Below are 16,153 nucleotides of genomic sequence, written 5' to 3' on the forward strand. Positions count from 1 at the left end.
CACTAGGCCGGGCCGCTCCCGTCGCCGGACAGCGTCAGCAAAAGCCGCGTCCCGCCGAGCGGGCTGGCGTGCAAAGACGCTGTGCCGCCATGTAATTCGGCCTGCTGGGCGACCAACGCCAGGCCCAGCCCGGACCCCGAGCGCGAGGCCGTCGACCCCCGGGAGAAGCGTTCGAAGACCCTGGCGCGCTCGCCCTCGGGGATGCCGGTGCCGTTGTCGTCGACGGCGATCTCCACGCCGTCGCCGGAACTTGTTACGGTGAGCTGGATTTCGGTGGCGCTGCCGTGCTTGACGGCGTTGGCGATGGCGTTGTCGATCACCAATCGCAGGCCCGTGGGCAGGCCCACCATCAGCACCGTCGGCGACGGCACCAGCGACACCTGCACGCCCGGGTAGATGCGCAGCGCGTCGTGCGCGGCGCGGTCCAGCAGCTCGGTGATGTCGAACGGGACGAAGTCGTCGACGGTGGTGAGCTCGCCCTGGGCGAGTCGTTCCAGCGCGGTCAGGGTGGCTTCGATCCGGCTCTGGGTGCGGATGACGTCGTTCATCACCTCTTTGCGCTGCTCGGCGCCCAGCTCCAGGGTCGACAGCACCTCCAGGTTGGTGCGCATGGCCGTCAGCGGGGTGCGCAGCTCGTGGGAGGCGACGGCGGCGAAATCGCGCGCCGACTCCAGCGCCGCCTTGGTGCGCTGCTGCTCGTTGCCGATGCGGGCCAGCATGCCCTCGACCGCTTCGGCGATCTCCACGGCCTCGCGCACGCCGCGGACCTGGACCTCGTCCGGGCTGGACTGCGCGTTGATGGCGCGGGCTTGCTGGGCCAGCAGCAGGAACGGGTTGACCATGATCAACGAGATCACCCAGCCGACGAGGATCGTGCCCCCGATGACGCCGGAACAGATCAACAACACCCGCAGGTGCAGTTCGTTGATCCGGTGCTGGGCCTCGGCCAGCGGCGCCGCCAGCGCGATCGACGCCGGGCCCGCGGTGAAGGTGCGGACGCGGTATTGCACGCCGTCGATGGTGGTGTTGGCGTAGCCGTTCGCCAGTTTGGGCAGCACGATATTGCCCGGCACCGAGACGGTGGTGTCCCGGACGCGCACGGTGCGCACCAGGTTGCCGTCCGGCATGGGTCGATCGGGGTTGGTGAGCTGCGCGCGGTTGAGCAGCGAATTGATGTCGCCGAGGCTGCTGACCGAGTCCAGGCGACGGTCGAGCTGACTGTACTGATCGTTGGTGACGCCGATCCACACCCAGAGGCCCAGCAGGACGACGAGGGCGATCACCGACACCGCGGCGACGATCACGATGGTGCGCAGCGACAGCACCCGCATCGGGAGCCGTATATGACGAAACACGCGAATATCAGGCTCCATTTATCACGCTCGAAGCGCCAGGTCGATGTCGGGGACGATCCTAGCCAGCCTGACCGCCATCCGGCGTGTAGGTGCGCCCATCCGGCCGGTCGTTCCCAAAGGCGCGTTCCGACAGTAGAGTTGCGGCTCTATGCAATCGTCTATGCATTCTCGAGTCTCGCCCGAATAGGCCGGGGGCACATGGATATTCAACGGGTCGCCGATCAGCAGAGGATCACCCCACTCTTCGACTTGGCCGGGCGCGTCGCCGTCGTCACCGGCGGCGCCAAGGGCATCGGCGCGGGAATCGCGGAGGTGCTGGCCGAGGCCGGCGCGACCGTGGTGGTCGCCGACTCCGATCTCGACGGCGCGAAGGCTCACGTCGACGCCCTGACCGGCGCCGGCCACCGTGCGGTGCCCGTGGGCGTCGACGTTGCCGACGAGGACTCGGTGATCGCGGCCGGCGCGGCGATCGCGGCCGAGGTGGGCTCCCCCTGGCTGCTGGTGAACAACGCGGCGCTGCAGCATCGCGAGCTGTTGCTGGAGGCGAGCGCCTCGCACTGGGACGCGATCCACACCGTCAACGCCCGGGGCGCGTTCCTGATGACGCGGGAGATCGCCGGGCAGATGGTCGCCGCCGGACGGGGCGGGCGGATCGTGAACATCGCCTCCAACGCCTTGCGTGGCGGCCTCATCAAGGGCCTCGCCGCGTACACCACCTCGAAGGGCGCCATGCTCGAGCTGAGTCACGTGAGCGCCTTCGAACTCGCCGAACACCAGATCACGGTGAATACGATCCTTCCCGGCGCCGTCATCACGCCCGGGGCCATCAACGCCACCGGGCCACTCACCGCCGGGCCGGCGACCAGGCCGACGCCGTTCGGCTTCCAGGAGCCGCGCGAGATCGGCGCTGCGGTCGTGTTTTTCGCCTCGGACGCGGCCCGGGCGATCACCAACCAGGCGCTCGCCATCGACGGCGGCTTCTCGGTCAGCTAACAGCGATCGCCGGACCGGACCGCCGGGGCGATTTGGCCTCGGCCGTGGTGAGTGAGTACTCTCTCACCATGTCCACCGCACGTGACCGGTTGCTGGCCGAGGCGCTGCAGCTGTTCGCCGCCAAGGGGTACGCGGCGACCTCGGTGGCCGACATCCAGCGCGCATCGGGCCTCGCGCCGGGGTCCGGCGCGCTCTACAAGCACTTCGGCTCCAAGCGCGAGCTGCTGGAGGCCGCCGTCGCGCACCGGATCGACAGCATCGTGGCCGCGCGGGAGCAGTACGACGCCGGGCGGTCGGGCAGCGTCGAGGACGCGGTGCGCACGGCGGGCCGGCTGATCTGGAACAACCTGCGCGAAAGCGAGGAGCTGCTCAAGGTCATGTTGCGCGAGCCCGCCGAGGCCGGCGATCTCGAACAGAAAACATGGCAGGTCATCACCGACAACGCCTATCAGCGCTTCGCCGACGAACTGGCGGCGTCCAATCGCTCCGGGCGCACCAGCATCCCCGACCCGGAGGCCGCCGCGGCCGTGGCGATCGGGTCGCTTTCCTACGCCGCGACGCTGCAGGCGCTGACCGGACGCTCGCCCGGAAACATCGACGACGACCGATATTTCGAGGCCTGGGTCAACCAGACGGTCGCCGTCCTGGCGCAATACACGAACCGCAAAAACCGTTGACCACAACATAGTTCAGGAGCAGGCAGTGACGTTCTCACTACAACTCAGCGACGACGTTATCGAGGTCCGCGACTGGGTGCACAAGTTCGCCAGCGAGGTCATCCGGCCCGCCGCGGCCGAATGGGACGAGCGCGAGGAAACCCCGTGGCCCGTGATCCAGGAGGCCGCGAAGGTGGGCCTGTACTCCCCCGATTTCTTCGCGCAGCAGGCGGCCGAGCCGACCGGGCTGGGCTTCCTGACCGCGTTCGAGGAGATGTTCTGGGGCGACGCCGGTATCGCGCTGTCCATCATGGGCACCGGCCTGGCAGCGGCGGCCCTGGCGGGCAACGGAACTCCCGAACAGCTGGGCCGCTGGCTTCCCGAGATGTTCGGCACGTCCGACGATCCCAAGCTCGGCGCGTTCTGCTCCTCGGAGCCGGACGCGGGCTCCGACGTCGGCGCCATCCGGACCCGCGCACACTACGACGAGGCGGCCGGGGAGTGGGTCCTCAACGGCACCAAGACGTGGGCGACCAACGGTGGCATAGCCAACGTGCACATCGTGGTGGCGTCGGTCTATCCGGAACTGGGCACCCGCGGCCAGGCCACGTTCGTCGTCCCGCCGGGCACCCAGGGGCTGTCCCAGGGGCAGAAATTCAAGAAGCACGGGATCCGCGCCTCGCACACCGCCGAGGTGGTGCTCGACAACGTCCGCCTGCCCGAGGACGCGATCCTCGGCGGCCGGGAGAAGTTCGAGGCGCGGATCGCCCGGGTCAAATCCGGCGCCTCCGCCGGTGGCCAGGCGGCGCTGAAGACCTTCGAACGCACCCGTCCAACGGTCGGCGCGATGGCCATCGGCGTGGCCCGGGCCGCCTACGAATACGCCCTCGAATACGCCTGCCAGCGCGAGCAATTCGGCCGCAAGATCGGTGAGTTCCAGGCGGTGGCGTTCAAGCTCGCGGACATGAGGAGCCGCATCGACGCGGCGCGCCTGCTGGTGTGGCGGGCCGGCTGGATGGCGCGCAACAACCAGAACTTCGACTCGGCCGAGGGCTCGATGGCCAAGCTGGCGGCGAGCGAGACCGCGGTCTATGTCACCGACGAGGCCATGCAGATCCTCGGCGGCAACGGCTACACCCGCGACTACCCGGTGGAGCGGATGCACCGCGACGCGAAGATCTTCACCATTTTCGAGGGGACCAGCGAGATCCAGCGGCTGGTGATCTCGCGGGCGCTGACCGGCCTGCCGATCCGGTGAGGGCGCACGCCATGATGGCGGGGTGACCATCGACATCCGGGTCCTCGACGACGAGGGCGACCTCGTCGCCGCGGCCAACCTGTTTCGCACCGCGATGGTCGGCTTCCCACCCCTGCCGAACCTGCAGCCAGGACAGATCGACAACCTGCTCGAACCCGGCCGCACCGTGGGGGCGTTCGTCGACGGACAACTCGTCGGCACCGCGGACGCCGCGACGAGCGGCCTGACCCTGCCCGGCGGGGCGATCGTCAGTCATGCCGCCGTGTCACACATCGGGGTGCTGCCGTCGTTCACGCGCAAGGGTGTCGCCACCGCGCTGATGGATCACCAGCTGCGCGACGTCACCGCGCGAAGCGAGGTGGTCGCGACGCTGCGCGCGTCGGAGGCGACGATCTATGAGCGGTACGGCTACGGCGTGGCGAGTTCGTCGCAGACCGTCGAGGTGCACACGGCGCGGGCGGCGCTGCGGCCGGGCGTCGGAGCCGGGGCTCCGGTGCGGTTGCTCGACGCCGCCCAGGCATGGGACGTCCTGCCACACATCTACGCCGTGAACCGTCCGTCGCGGCCGGGAACGATCGACCGGCCCCGGGTGTGGTGGCACATCGCGCGGCTGCGCACCGAATCTTCCTCGGGGCCCGCGTATGTCGCGGTGTGCGGTGCGCCGGGGTCCGAGTCGGGCTTCGCCCGCTACCGCCCCATCGACACCGAGCGGTGGTTCGTCAGCGATCAGCGCACCATCGTGGTCGAAGACTTCTTCGCGCCCACCGCCGACGCGTACCTCGGGCTGCTGCGTTTCCTGCTCGGACTCGATCTCGTTGACCGCGTGGTGTTCTGGATGCTGCCGGTCGATGACCCGCTGCCCTGGCTGCTCGTCGACCGGCGGGCCGCGCGGATGACCGCGGTGCACGACGAAACGTGGCTGCGCATCGTCGACGTCCGCGGGGCGCTGCGGGCCCGCCGATACGCCGACGGCGGCGCGGTCACCATCGCGGTCAAAGACCCGCTGCTGCGGAACAATTCGGCCACGTTCACCATCGCTGGCGGCGGCGCCGAGCCGGACAGCCGGCCGCCCGAGGTGCACGTCGGCGTCGAGGGGCTCGCCGCGGTGCTGCTCGGCGGCGCCACCTGGCGCGGCCTGACCCTTGGGGGGCTGGCGCACGGCGACCCGGCGGCGATCGCGGCGGCCGACCGGCTGTTCGCGGTGGCCGAGGCGCCGTACGCCGGGTTCTTCTTCTAACGCGCGGGCCGGGCAAAGCTCGCGCGCAGCGATTGGAAGCCTTGCAGCGTGTTGTTCAACATCCGGACCGGCGTGTCGACCCGAATCCGCGCGACTTCGGGGATCATCGCGCGCATCAGCGCGTGCATCTCCATCTTGGAGAGGTACATGCCGACGCAGGCGTGGGCGCCGAAACCCCACCCGAGATTGGCTCCTTTGCGGTGCAGGGAGAAGACCTCGGGTTGTTCGAATTGGGTTTCGTCCATGTTGGCCGACGCGAAGAGCAGCACGACGCGTTGGCCTCGGCCCAATGGGATGCCGTCAATCTCGGTGTCCTTCTTCAGCATTCGCGCGAAGCCGCGCACCGGCGAGCCGAGGCGAACGGCCTCGACCGCGGCCGCGGGCACCAGATCGGGGTTGTGCCGAATCTCCTCCCACACGTCGGGGTGGGTGCCCAGGCTCCACAGCAGTTGCGCGGACGCCAGGATCGTCGTGTCCAGGCTCGGCCCGATGAAGTCGATCACCATGGCCTTGGCTTCCGCCGGGCTCAGCGCGCCAGCATGTCCGGCCGCGAGGACCGACTCCGCCCATCCACCGCTCTTGACGCTCTGGGGGCGGATGGTTCGCGCGTAGTGCCAAAAACTCAGCCCCGCCGGCGCCGCCCTCAGGGTCCGGGTGTTGGTGGGGCCCAACACGTCGAACCCGCCGCGGCCGTATTTCAGCATCCGGTGGTGGTCGATGTCGACGCCGACCAGATCGGCGACCACCCGGATCGGCAGATGCGCGGCGAAGTCGGAGACCCCGTCGAACTCGACGCGGTCACACAGCCGCTCGATGAGTCCCGACGCCTCGCGCTGCAGGATCGGATCGATGGCGCAAAGCGCCTTTGCCGACAGGGATTGCAGCAGGACCCGACGTCGCTTGGCGTGAGCTTCGCCGTCGCTGGCGAGCGTGGTGCCCGCGGTCAGCACATTGGTCACCGGATTGGCGGCGACCCCGTTGCCGCTGCAGAACGTCTCGTCATCGCTGAGCGCTCGGCGCACGTCGCGATAGCGGCCCATCACCCAAAGGCGGTGCTTCGGCAGCCAGACCACGGTTCCGGCCTGCCGGATGCGGCGATAGGTTTCGGCCGGGTTAAGCAGTGTCTCTCTGCTGTAGAGGTCGATGGGCAGGGTCGGAGCCCCCGGCACGGCACCGCGACGCAGCATGTTCACATTGAACACGTGATCGTCATCGTCGGGGCGGGGATCTGCGGGCTCGCGGCCGCCTACGAACTGTCGCGGCGCGGGGAGCACGCGATCGTGTTCGAGCGCGGTGAACCGTTCGCCGAGCAGTCGGCGGGCCTGGCGCGCATCTTCCGGATCGCGCACCGGCGCCCGGCGCTGTGCGGGCTCGCGATCAGGGCCCGAACGGGTTGGCAGCGCTGGGAGGCCGAGTTGGGCGCGGGGCGGCTGCTCGGCTCGGAGGGCTTCATATCCGTGGCCGCGCCCGACGAAACCGCCACGGCAATGACCGACGCGGGCGCGGCGTTCTCCTGGGTCGACCGCCGCGAGATCGAGGCGCGCATCCCGTTTCTGGCCGCGCCGTGGGAAACCGGGGTGTTCGACCCGCTCGGCGGCAGCCTGCGCATCCGCCGCGCGCTGGGCGCGGTGGCGCGGCGGGTCACGATTCGCCGGGGCGAGGTCGCGTCGGTCGGTGACGACGGCACGGTGGCACTTGCCGACGGCACGGTGGTGCGGGGCGACGGCGTGCTCGTTTGCGTGGGCGTCCAGACGCCGGCGCTGTTCGGGCCCCTCGGCGTCGAGTTCGCCCCGCACACTCGCTTCACCTACGACGGCGCGAATGCCGTTGGCGCCGCTTGCCTTTTGGCGCCCGAGGGTTACGGGTTGCCGCTCGGCAGCACCGGCCGCTGGGCCTTCGGGCAGGAGGCGCCGGACCCGGCGACCGTGCGCGCCCTGTTCCCGTCGCTCTCGCCGGTGGGCCGGGTGGACTGCTTCACGGTTCGCGCCCCGTGGCTCGACCCCGGCGGCGACGGCTGGACCGTCGCGCGGCGCGGTCGCGTCGTCGCGTTCGTCGGGAGCAACCTGATGAAGTTCGGGCCGCTGCTTGGTGAGCTGCTCGCCGAGGCCGCGCTGGGCGACGAGCTGCCCGGCGACTTGACATTGGCCTAAGAGCCGTTAGCCGTGGGGCGCCTCGGAGATCTTGGTGTCCGGCTTGCCCACGGTCTGGCAGTACGTCAACGCCGAGAGCCGCGTCGCCGAGATCTCGATGTTGGTCGGATCGGCGCCACTCTTGTCCTTGAGCATCTTGCTGACTTCGTCGTTCTGCTTCTTCTCGTCCTGCGTGGTGAAGTCCTTGCACTTGGTGTCGCCGCCGGTGTTGATGACCTGCGACGCTGAGCACGCGCCGGACAGCACCGCGGCGACGGCGATCATGGCGGCCGCAATTCGCTTCATCGTTTGCCTTCCCGGATCTCGGTAGTGGTATTTGTACACCAAATCAGCCGATTTCAAACCGGGCCGGGGCCTGCCGCCAGTTCGATCGCCTCCTGCTGGATCCGGTCGAACTGGGCGCCCATCGCCTCCGACAGCGCCGTCGCGCCGGACAGCGGCCGCACCATCACCATGAAGTCGTCGATGAGGCCGTCGTCGTTGAAGTGCAGGAAGTCGCAGCCGGTGATCTTCTTGCCCGCCACCGTCGTCTCGAACACGAAGGCGTGGTCGCGGCCGTTGGCGTCGTGGATTTCGCGGACGTAGCGAAAGTCCTCGAAGACCCGCAGCACGCCGCGCAGCAGCGCCGCGGTTATCGGCTTGCCGACGTAGGGCTTGAACGCCACCGGGCTGGTGAACACCACGTCGTCGGCGAGCATCGCCTGGATGGCCGCCTCGTCGTGCTCCTCGACTGCCTTGCGGAACGGATGCATCGGGCACCTCGCATCATCGAATGGGACCGCTTGATTGACGCTAGGACATCGGACACCATTGCCGCAGTGGCTGACATCACCGAGTTGATCCTCGCCGACCATAACTGGTTCCGCGAGCAATTCGCCAAGCTGGACGACCTGCAGGAGCGGACGCCGGACAACCACGCTGCGCTCGAGCGGGTATGGCGGCCGCTCGGCGACAAGCTCGACGTGCACGCCTACATCGAGGAGAAGATCTTCTACCCCCAACTGCTCAAGCGGGGCGCCAACGATCCCGAGGGCGAGACGCTCGACGCCATCGGCGACCACAACGACATCCGCGACGGGGTGCGCGACGCCAACGCGGCCCCGGTCGGCAGCGAACAGTGGTGGGCGGCGGTCGGCCGCACCCGGGTGGCCAACGACGACCACATGAGCGAGGAGGAGCGCGAGGGCCTGTCGGATTTCCGCCGCCACGCCCCGATCGGCCTGCGCGAGGCGCTCGGCCGGCAATACAGCGAATTCATGGAGCAGCATCCCACCACCGAGGGATTGCCGATCATCGACCGCGACCCCGAACGCTACGTCGAGAAGCTCGAGGAAACGCCGCCGTCCAAACGCACCGACTTTTCGCTCCGCATCGGCAGCCTGAAGGGCCAATGAGCCGTCAGGCGCTACCAGCCGCGCCTACCGGCCGCGCCGAGCGTGCAGCTGCTGCGAAATGTGAGCCGATTTTCGCAATAGCTTCACGCTCGGCGAAAGCTGTCAGCGGCTAGCGGCCGCACGGCTGATCGGTTGCGTTGCAAGGTAGTCCGGCCGCTCGATCGCGCGTTGGGGTACCCGCGGCGCCACGCCGGTAAACCGCGCCGCTTATTCGAGTGTGACATGCGCCTTTTTTGGATAACCGTAGATAGAGGACGACACGGCCGCAGGAAACGAGGACGACGACCATGGAACCGATATCGCCGACGGATGCGCTGTTCCTCATCGGCGAATCGCGCGAACACCCGATGCACGTGGGTTCGCTGCAGCTGTTCGAACCGCCCGTGGACGCGGGGCCGCATTTCGTCCGCGAGTCCTATCAGGCGATGCTCGAGTGCACGGACGTGCAACCGACGTTCCGCAAGCATCCGGCGTTCTTCGGCGGCGTCACCAACCTCGCGTGGTCGTTCGACAAGGACGTCGATCTCGACTACCACCTCCGCCGCTCGGCCCTGCCCGAGCCGGGACAGATCCGCGACCTGCTGGAGCTGGTTTCCCGGTTGCACAGCAGCCTGCTCGACCGGCACCGCCCGCTGTGGGAGGCCCACCTCGTCGAGGGCCTGCAGGACGGCCGGTACGCCGTCTACACCAAATACCACCACTCCCTGATGGACGGCGTCTCGGCGCTGCGGCTGATGCAGCGCGCCTTGACCGATGACCCCGCCGACGACGAGGTGCGCGTTCCGTGGACCCTCGCCCCACGCAAGAGGAGCGGACCGCGCAAACGGCCCTCGCCGCTCGATCGTGTCGGCCGCACCGCGGCGTCGGCGTTCGCGTTGGCCCCGTCCACGTTGAAGCTCGCGCGCGCCGCCCTGCTCGAACAGCAACTGACCCTTCCGTTCCGGGCGCCGCGCACCATGTTCAACGTCCGCATCGGCGGCGCTCGCCGGGTGGCGGCGCAGTCGTGGTCGTTGGACCGCATCAGGGCGGTCAAGTCGGCCGCCGGGGTGACGGTCAACGATGTGGTGCTCGCCATGTCGTCGGGGGCCCTGCGCGGCTACCTCATCGAGCAGGACGCGCTGCCGGATGCCCCGCTGACCGCGATGGTGCCGGTCAACCTGCGCAAGGGCGACGACGACCGCGGCGGCAACATGGTCGGGACCTTTCTGTGCGACCTGGCGACCAACGTCGACGACCCGGCGAAGCGGCTGGAGATCATCAGCACGTCGATCCGCGACACCAAGGAGGTTTTTCAGCAGCTGCCCCCGGTGCAGCAGTTGGCGGTGTCGGCGTTCAACATCGGTGGACTTTTCCTGGGACTGATCCCCGGTTATCTCTCGACCGCGTCACCACCGTTCAACGTCGTCATCTCGAACGTCTCGGCCGGCCCGTCCGGGCCGCTGTACTGGCGCGGCTCGCGCTTGAACGGAAACTATCCGCTGTCGATCCCGCTCGACGGGCAGGCGGTCAACATCACCGTGACCAACAACGCCGACAACCTGGACTTCGGTCTCGTCGGCTGCCGTCGCAGCGTCCCCCACCTGCAGCGGCTGCTGGGTCATTTGGACACGTCCCTGAAGGACTTGGAGCGCGCCGTCGGTGTGTGACCATGGATGACGAAATCGACACCACCCCGGCCGCGCGGCCCAAGGACGCCAGGAAGCCGACCCAGGAGCAGCGAGACCGGCAGGGCAAGCTGGAACATCAGCACGATGACCCGGATGCGCCCGGTCTGCATCAGTCCCGGCACGACCTGCCCGACGAGAGCACCCGTTAGCACCCGACGCTGCGCTCCCCGAACCAGGTGGTGAGCGCGTCGGCGAGCCCAAGCCCTGATCCGACGCCCACCCAGGCGACGTACCCGTCGGGCCGGATCAGCACGGCGCTGGGCGCGCTGATCGCGCCGAGCGCCGGAAGTTCCCAGCCGCCAAAGTATTTCGCGTCGACCAGTCGAACCCGGTCGGCCCATGGTCCGATGTCGACACCGCCGGGCTCACCGAGGTTGAGCAGCACCGGCCGGGCCTCGTGCAGCAGGGGGTAGACCCGCAGCGGCCCGGTTGCGGTGGCCAGGTCGAGGTCGGGCATGCGGCGCCCGAGCAGCGGGTGTCCCTCACCGAGGTCGTAATGGATGTCCAGTCCGGACATCATCGCGGCGAAGCGCTTGCGCGGCTCCTCCATGCCGAGCAGCTCGGAGGTGGTGTCGCGCAAGGCCTTTGTGCGGTCGTCCGGCCGAAGCAGGGCCATCTGCGCCATCGTGTTGCGCAGCACCCGCGCACCGACCGGGTGCCGTTCGGCATGGTAGGTGTCGAGGAGGCTGTCGGACGACGTCCGCTTGACCACCTGGGCCAGCTTCCATCCCAGGTTCACCGCGTCCTGCACGCCGGTGTTGAGGCCCTGTCCCCCTATCGGGTGGTGCACGTGGGCGGCGTCGCCGGCCAGCAGGATGCGTCCGCTGCGATAGGCCGCGGCCTGCCGCGTCATGTCGGTGAACCTGGAAATCCAACTGGGACTGTGGATTCCGTAGTCGGTGCCGTAGACCGCGACGAGTGCCTCGCTGAGATCACGCAGGGTGGGTTCGCCGCCGGACCGCAGGTGCCGCTCGGTCACCATGACCCGAACCGGCCCCCCATCCACGGACTCGCTGAGCGCATGGACGCCGAGGGCGTCGTGTCGGATGCCCCATTGCGGCTCCCGGCCCGGCTCGAAGGCCATTTCGACGCCGGCGAGCAGGTAGCTCGTCGTCGGATCCCAACCCGGGAAGTCGATGCCGGCCGCCTTGCGGGTCAGGCTGCGCCCGCCGTCGCAACCGACGAGATACTCCGCCCGCACGACCTTGCCGCTCGCCGTTTCGACGTCGACGCCGGTGCGGTCTTGCGCGACGTTCGTCGCCTCCCGTCCCCGATAGATGGGCACCGCCAGCTCGCCGACCCAGCCGGCCAGGATGCGCTCGATGTGGTTCTGCCACAACGCGAGACCGTAGGGGTGCCGGGTGGGAAAGTCGCTGATGTCCAGGCGGATTTGGGAGAACCCGGCGACCTGGGCAACCTGTCCCTCCGACAGGAAACGATCGGCGATGCCGCGCTGGTCGAGGACCTCGATGGTGCGCGAGTGCAATCCGCCCGAACGCGAGCCGATGACGTCCTGGTTGGCGCGCCGCTCGACGATCGCGACGTCGACGCCCGCCAATGCCAACTCACCGGCCAGCATCAGCCCCGTGGGGCCGGCCCCGACGACCACCACCGCATGATTGGACACCCCGGCCTGTCGGCGCATTCGCAACCCCCCGATTCGCTGAGTTTTGGCTTAGGCCAGCGATTTTGCGGCATGACCCCGGTCTTGCCGCAAGCCCCCGGGTCCGCTATATGTTGAAGGTGAGAGGCAAAATACTCGCCGGCCCTCGACCCGTCTTAGAAGACCGCCAGCCAGATCGCGATGTATTGGCAGATCGCCGCGACCGCGGTGAACGCGTGGAACAACTCGTGGTAGCCGAACGTCGTGGGCCAGGGGTCGGGCCAGCGCAGCCCGTAGAAAAGCGCACCGATGCTGTACAGCGCGCCGCCGACGGCCAGCAGCACCGTCGCGGCCACGCCGGCGTTGTGCAGGATCATTCCCGCATACCAGACCGCCACCCAGCCCAGCAGCAGATAGAGCAGCACGCCCAGCCAGCGCGGGGCCATCGGCCAGAACAACGTCAACGCGATTCCGGCCGCCGCGCCGCCCCATACGATCGCCAGCACCAGATGGCCGGTGCCGCGCGGCATGTCCAGCCTCGCGAAGGGCGTATAGCTGCCGGCGATGAGCACGAAGATCATCGAGTGGTCGAGCCGCCTCATCCAATTCCGCAACACCGCCGACTCCCAGTCGACGCGGTGATAGACCGCGCTCACGGCGAACAACGCCACGATCGCCAGGGTGTACGTCAGCGTCGAATGGCCGGCCCGCTTGGATACCGCCGCCCATGACACCGCCACCAGCGGCAGGCCCGCGATGACGGCCGCGATGGCGCAGTATTGGTGGATCCAGCCCCGCATCCGCGGCTTGGCCAGTCCAGTGTCGTCGCTGGCCAACGGCGGATGGCTCATCGGTCCCCCTCGTGACGGGTTCCTGCCTATATCGTTTCGCCGCGCGATTCGTTACAGCCGACGCGGCAGCAGCCCCGACAGGTCCAGCCCGTCGACCGCCTGCCCGACGCAGACGGCGCGCAGGACGCTGTCGGTGAAGGCCTCGGCGTCCCCCCAGGGCAGGTAGGGCTTGGCGATCAGCAGCGAGGCGACACCGTGCGCCGCGGCCCAGAGCTGCAGGGCGGGTTTGACGGGATCACCTGGCGGAAAGAACTTTTGGTCCATGAGTTCCTGCACGGTTTCGCGGAGGTGGACAAAGGCCGAGCTGATGAGCGTCTCGTCGAAGTTGCTGCCGCGCCGCGGGGGAGCGCCGGTGGCCACCCTATACATCAGCGGTGTCGCGACGGCGAAGCGCACGTAGGTCATGCCCAGGATGTGCAGGCGCTCCAGGGCATTCGAGACGTCGCGTATCGCGTCCTGCATGACCTCGCCGAGCTGGCGGTAATACTTCGCGCAGACGGCGTCCAGGAGTTCGTCCTTGTTGGCGAAGTGCCGATAGAGCGAGGGCGCGGAGATGTTCAGGGCGCGGGTCACCTCCCGGGTGGACGGCGCCTTGATGTCTCCCGACGCGATGATCAGTTCCGTTGCGGTGTCGATGATTTGCTCGCGCAGCTGGCCGCCCGATCCCCTGGGCAGTCGCTGCCGGCGCGGCTCAGGACGCGTAGGCGTTTTGTTCGAGTGGCTCATCGGTGATACCCCATCGTGCGTGCCATCGCGCCAGCGCCGGCGGCGCCCACCAGTTCAGGCGGCCCAGGATCCGCATGAAGGCGGGTACCACCAGCATCCGTATGACGGTGGCGTCCATCAGGATTGCGATGGTCAGTCCGGCGCCGAACATTCTCATGAACGACACCTGCGCGGCGATGAGCGCGCCGAACGAGATCGACATGATCACCGCGGCGGCGGTGATCACGCGACCGGTGCGGGCCACCCCGAGGGCGACCGATTCGTCGTTGTCGGCACGGGTGCGGCAGGAGTTCATCCAGTACTCGCGGATTCGGGACATCAGGAACACCTCGTAGTCCATGGACAGGCCGAACGCGATGCAGAACATCAGGATGGGCATGTTCGAGGTGATCGTCCCGGTGGGATCGGTGCCCAACGCGCCCAGGTGCCCCTGCTGGAATATCCACACCAGCGCCCCGAACGTGGCCGTGAGGGATAAAAGGTTGAGGACCAACGCTTTCAGGGGGAGGACCACCGATCCGGTCAGCATGAACAACAGCGCGAAGGTCACGACGGCAATGATGCTCAGCACCCATGGCAGCCGGGACAATATGCCGTTGACGGCATCGCGATCCAGTTGCGCTCCACCGCCGAACAGAGCATCCGTGCCCGCGGGCGCGGGTATCGCGTGCAGCGCGTCGAGCTGACGTTTGGCTCCCGCCGTGTACTGCTGGGCGGTGGTCCGCACGGTGAAAAGCCCCGTGCCGTCGTTGATTCCGGTGGGCGTCAGCGCGGGGCCGGCCTTGTTTCCGTTGACGTAGGCCCCGGTTGGTGCCGAAACGGCCGCGACGCCCTGCACACGCGAGAGAGCAGCGGCGTACCCGTCGAGCTGCCGGCTCCCGGGTCCTTTCACGTGCTCGACGACGATGGAGAGGTTGGTGGCATCGTCGTTGTTGAAGTTGGTGCGCAATTGGTCTCCCACTTGGCGCGCCGACGCCGACGCGGGCAGCGTCCGATCGTCGGGGAAGCCGAGCTTCACGTGAAGAAACGGCGATCCCAGTAGCAGTAACATCGCGACGATGGCCAGGGCCACCGGAACAGCTTGTGCCATAACGTGTTTGGCGGTCCGGTACCAAAACGTGTCGGTGATCGCCGCGGCGACGGGCTCGGGGCGGCGCAGGATGCGCCGGAAGAACGGCCGGATGTTGAGGGCGTCGATACGATCGCCGAGCAGCGTGATCACCGCGGGAACGATGAACAGCGCGGCCACCGCGCCCATGCCCACGACCGCCACTCCGGCGTAGGCGAACGACCTGAGGAAATACATCGGGAAGAGCACCAGGGAGACGAGCGAGAGGGCCACCGTCAAGGCCGCGAACAAAACCGTCCGTCCCGAGGTGCGCATGGTCAACACCAGCGCATCCTCCCGGGCCATCCCGGCGGCGACCTCTTCGCGATAGCGGTTGATGATCAGCAGCGAATAGTCGATCGCCAGCCCGAGCCCCATCGCGATGGTCAGGTTGAGCGAAAAGATCGAGACATCGGTGAAGTAGCTCAGGGCGCGCAGTATCGACATCGAGCCCACGATGGAGAACACCCCCACCACCAGCGGAAGCAGCGCCGCGTTGAGGCCGCCGAAAATCGCCACCAGCGCAACGAAAGTCACCGGGATGGCGATCGATTCCATCGTCATCAGGTCGCGCTCGGTCTGCTTGTTGATCTGACCGTAAATGGTGGCCATCCCGCCGGCACGCACCGATACACCGTCGCGGTCATGGCCGAGAGTCTTGATCAACCGGGTGGCGTGCTTCTGTGCGTCGTTCTCGCCCCCGATCAGCCCGGCGACGATCATCCCCGACTTGCCGTCCTTGCTGAACAACCCCGCCGCAACCGGCGGTGGCGCGTTCCACGCGGAAGCCAGGTTCAGCACCACGCCCGAGCGGCGCAACTCGCCTTCCAGCTCGCCGGCGACCTTCGTCGTCGCGGGACTTCTCGCGCCCTGGTCGCTGCTGAGCATCAACACCAGCGACTGTTCGCTGATGCCGAACTTTTCGACGAGAATCCGCGCCACCCGCGCCGATTCCGACGTCGGATCCTGCTGCCCGCCCGCGGCAAGGTGACTCGTGACGGGGAGGCCGAACACGGCGGCGGCGACCGCGATCAGCAACGCCGCTCCCAACACCAGTCGCGGAGCCGCGACCACAAACCGCGTCAAACGTTCCAGCATCAGCATCCCCCGCCAATAAGGTAACGACGCTACGTTAGCGACGCTACTCTAGGCCGT

The 16,153-nt window shown here is 68.2% G+C and carries 16 protein-coding genes; 8 read left to right on the forward strand and 8 right to left on the reverse strand.

The features are described from left to right. Positions 1-2: 2 nt before the first annotated feature. Complete coding sequence (locus tag OQ968_RS05690; protein ID WP_324675581.1) at positions 3-1,331, reverse strand: HAMP domain-containing sensor histidine kinase; 1,329 nt, start codon at positions 1,329-1,331, stop codon at positions 3-5. 222 nt (positions 1,332-1,553) lie between these two features. Here OQ968_RS05690 and OQ968_RS05695 point away from each other — a divergent pair, with 222 nt between their 5' ends. From OQ968_RS05695 to OQ968_RS05710, 4 genes are all read left to right on the forward strand, one after another. Further along, positions 1,554-2,348 (forward strand): SDR family NAD(P)-dependent oxidoreductase, encoded by a 795-nt coding sequence (locus OQ968_RS05695; protein WP_324675583.1) that lies wholly within the window; start codon positions 1,554-1,556, stop codon positions 2,346-2,348. A gap of 68 nt (positions 2,349-2,416) precedes the next feature. Next, positions 2,417-3,025 carry a TetR/AcrR family transcriptional regulator gene (locus OQ968_RS05700; protein WP_324675585.1) on the forward strand — a complete coding sequence of 203 codons (609 nt, stop codon included), beginning with the start codon at positions 2,417-2,419 and terminating at the stop codon, positions 3,023-3,025. Between the two features lie 25 nt (positions 3,026-3,050). Then, on the forward strand, positions 3,051-4,262 hold the full coding sequence (locus tag OQ968_RS05705) for an acyl-CoA dehydrogenase family protein (RefSeq protein WP_324675587.1): 1,212 nt from the start codon (positions 3,051-3,053) through the stop codon (positions 4,260-4,262). Positions 4,263-4,284: 22 nt separating this feature from the next. Further along, on the forward strand, positions 4,285-5,499 hold the full coding sequence (locus OQ968_RS05710; protein ID WP_324675589.1) for a GNAT family N-acetyltransferase: 1,215 nt from the start codon (positions 4,285-4,287) through the stop codon (positions 5,497-5,499). On the opposite strand, the gene OQ968_RS05715 is transcribed toward OQ968_RS05710, so the two are convergent. Continuing rightward, positions 5,496-6,686, reverse strand: a complete 1,191-nt coding sequence (locus tag OQ968_RS05715) for a cytochrome P450 (protein ID WP_324675591.1) — start codon at positions 6,684-6,686, stop codon at positions 5,496-5,498. The two genes, OQ968_RS05710 and OQ968_RS05715, sit on opposite strands and share 4 nt — an antisense overlap. A 15-nt stretch (positions 6,687-6,701) precedes the next feature. On the opposite strand from OQ968_RS05715, the gene OQ968_RS05720 reads away from it, so the two are divergent. Further along, positions 6,702-7,649 (forward strand): FAD-binding oxidoreductase, encoded by a 948-nt coding sequence (locus tag OQ968_RS05720; RefSeq protein ID WP_324675593.1) that lies wholly within the window; start codon positions 6,702-6,704, stop codon positions 7,647-7,649. A 6-nt stretch (positions 7,650-7,655) separates the two neighbouring features. Here OQ968_RS05720 and OQ968_RS05725 read toward each other — a convergent pair whose 3' ends face one another. Both OQ968_RS05725 and OQ968_RS05730 read right to left on the reverse strand, forming a co-directional pair. Continuing rightward, positions 7,656-7,934: a hypothetical protein gene (locus OQ968_RS05725; protein ID WP_324675595.1), complete on the reverse strand. Its 279-nt coding sequence runs from the start codon at positions 7,932-7,934 to the stop codon at positions 7,656-7,658. A gap of 53 nt (positions 7,935-7,987) precedes the next feature. Then, a complete protein-coding gene (locus OQ968_RS05730) occupies positions 7,988-8,401 on the reverse strand; it encodes a nuclear transport factor 2 family protein (protein ID WP_324675597.1) in 414 nt (137 codons plus the stop codon). Between the two features lie 66 nt (positions 8,402-8,467). Here OQ968_RS05730 and OQ968_RS05735 point away from each other — a divergent pair, with 66 nt between their 5' ends. The 3 genes from OQ968_RS05735 (at position 8,468) to OQ968_RS05745 (ending at position 10,859) form a co-directional block, all read left to right on the forward strand. Next, positions 8,468-9,043, forward strand: coding sequence for a hemerythrin domain-containing protein (locus OQ968_RS05735; protein WP_324675599.1), 576 nt, complete (start codon positions 8,468-8,470; stop codon positions 9,041-9,043). Between the two features lie 287 nt (positions 9,044-9,330). After that, complete coding sequence (locus OQ968_RS05740) at positions 9,331-10,689, forward strand: wax ester/triacylglycerol synthase family O-acyltransferase (protein ID WP_324675601.1); 1,359 nt, start codon at positions 9,331-9,333, stop codon at positions 10,687-10,689. A 2-nt stretch (positions 10,690-10,691) separates the two neighbouring features. Then, on the forward strand, positions 10,692-10,859 hold the full coding sequence (locus OQ968_RS05745; protein ID WP_324675603.1) for a hypothetical protein: 168 nt from the start codon (positions 10,692-10,694) through the stop codon (positions 10,857-10,859). Here OQ968_RS05745 and OQ968_RS05750 read toward each other — a convergent pair. The 4 genes from OQ968_RS05750 to OQ968_RS05765 form a co-directional block, all read right to left on the reverse strand. Continuing rightward, positions 10,856-12,355, reverse strand: coding sequence for an FAD-dependent monooxygenase (locus tag OQ968_RS05750; protein WP_324675605.1), 1,500 nt, complete (start codon positions 12,353-12,355; stop codon positions 10,856-10,858). The two genes, OQ968_RS05745 and OQ968_RS05750, sit on opposite strands and share 4 nt — an antisense overlap. Positions 12,356-12,489: 134 nt before the next feature. Next, the gene (gene trhA / locus OQ968_RS05755; protein ID WP_324675607.1) at positions 12,490-13,164 is read right to left on the reverse strand and encodes a PAQR family membrane homeostasis protein TrhA; all 675 of its coding nucleotides are present in this window, start codon (positions 13,162-13,164) and stop codon (positions 12,490-12,492) included. Positions 13,165-13,215: 51 nt separating this feature from the next. Continuing rightward, positions 13,216-13,890 carry a TetR/AcrR family transcriptional regulator gene (locus OQ968_RS05760; RefSeq protein WP_324675608.1) on the reverse strand — a complete coding sequence of 225 codons (675 nt, stop codon included), beginning with the start codon at positions 13,888-13,890 and terminating at the stop codon, positions 13,216-13,218. Next, complete coding sequence (locus OQ968_RS05765) at positions 13,856-16,096, reverse strand: MMPL family transporter (RefSeq protein WP_324675609.1); 2,241 nt, start codon at positions 16,094-16,096, stop codon at positions 13,856-13,858. Before OQ968_RS05765 ends, OQ968_RS05760 begins: the two co-directional genes overlap by 35 nt. Positions 16,097-16,153: the final 57 nt, after the last annotated feature.

The sequence above is a fragment of the Mycobacterium sp. 663a-19 genome (assembly GCF_035616495.1).
Taxonomy (GTDB): Bacteria; Actinomycetota; Actinomycetes; order Mycobacteriales; family Mycobacteriaceae; genus Mycobacterium.

Bases quoted from the DNA above. Each gene is read 5' to 3' on its own strand.
- OQ968_RS05730 (WP_324675597.1), bottom strand. From the start codon at position 8,401: ATGCATCCGTTCCGCAAGGCAGTCGAGGAGCACGACGAGGCGGCCATC.
- OQ968_RS05695 (WP_324675583.1), top strand. From the start codon at position 1,554: ATGGATATTCAACGGGTCGCCGATCAGCAGAGGATCACCCCACTCTTC.
- OQ968_RS05700 (WP_324675585.1), top strand. From the start codon at position 2,417: ATGTCCACCGCACGTGACCGGTTGCTGGCCGAGGCGCTGCAGCTGTTC.
- OQ968_RS05740 (WP_324675601.1), top strand. From the start codon at position 9,331: ATGGAACCGATATCGCCGACGGATGCGCTGTTCCTCATCGGCGAATCG.
- OQ968_RS05715 (WP_324675591.1), bottom strand. From the start codon at position 6,686: ATGCTGCGTCGCGGTGCCGTGCCGGGGGCTCCGACCCTGCCCATCGAC.
- OQ968_RS05760 (WP_324675608.1), bottom strand. From the start codon at position 13,890: ATGAGCCACTCGAACAAAACGCCTACGCGTCCTGAGCCGCGCCGGCAG.
- OQ968_RS05745 (WP_324675603.1), top strand. From the start codon at position 10,692: ATGGATGACGAAATCGACACCACCCCGGCCGCGCGGCCCAAGGACGCC.
- OQ968_RS05725 (WP_324675595.1), bottom strand. From the start codon at position 7,934: ATGAAGCGAATTGCGGCCGCCATGATCGCCGTCGCCGCGGTGCTGTCC.
- OQ968_RS05690 (WP_324675581.1), bottom strand. From the start codon at position 1,331: ATGCGGGTGCTGTCGCTGCGCACCATCGTGATCGTCGCCGCGGTGTCG.
- trhA (WP_324675607.1), bottom strand. From the start codon at position 13,164: ATGAGCCATCCGCCGTTGGCCAGCGACGACACTGGACTGGCCAAGCCG.
- OQ968_RS05765 (WP_324675609.1), bottom strand. From the start codon at position 16,096: ATGCTGGAACGTTTGACGCGGTTTGTGGTCGCGGCTCCGCGACTGGTG.
- OQ968_RS05750 (WP_324675605.1), bottom strand. From the start codon at position 12,355: ATGCGCCGACAGGCCGGGGTGTCCAATCATGCGGTGGTGGTCGTCGGG.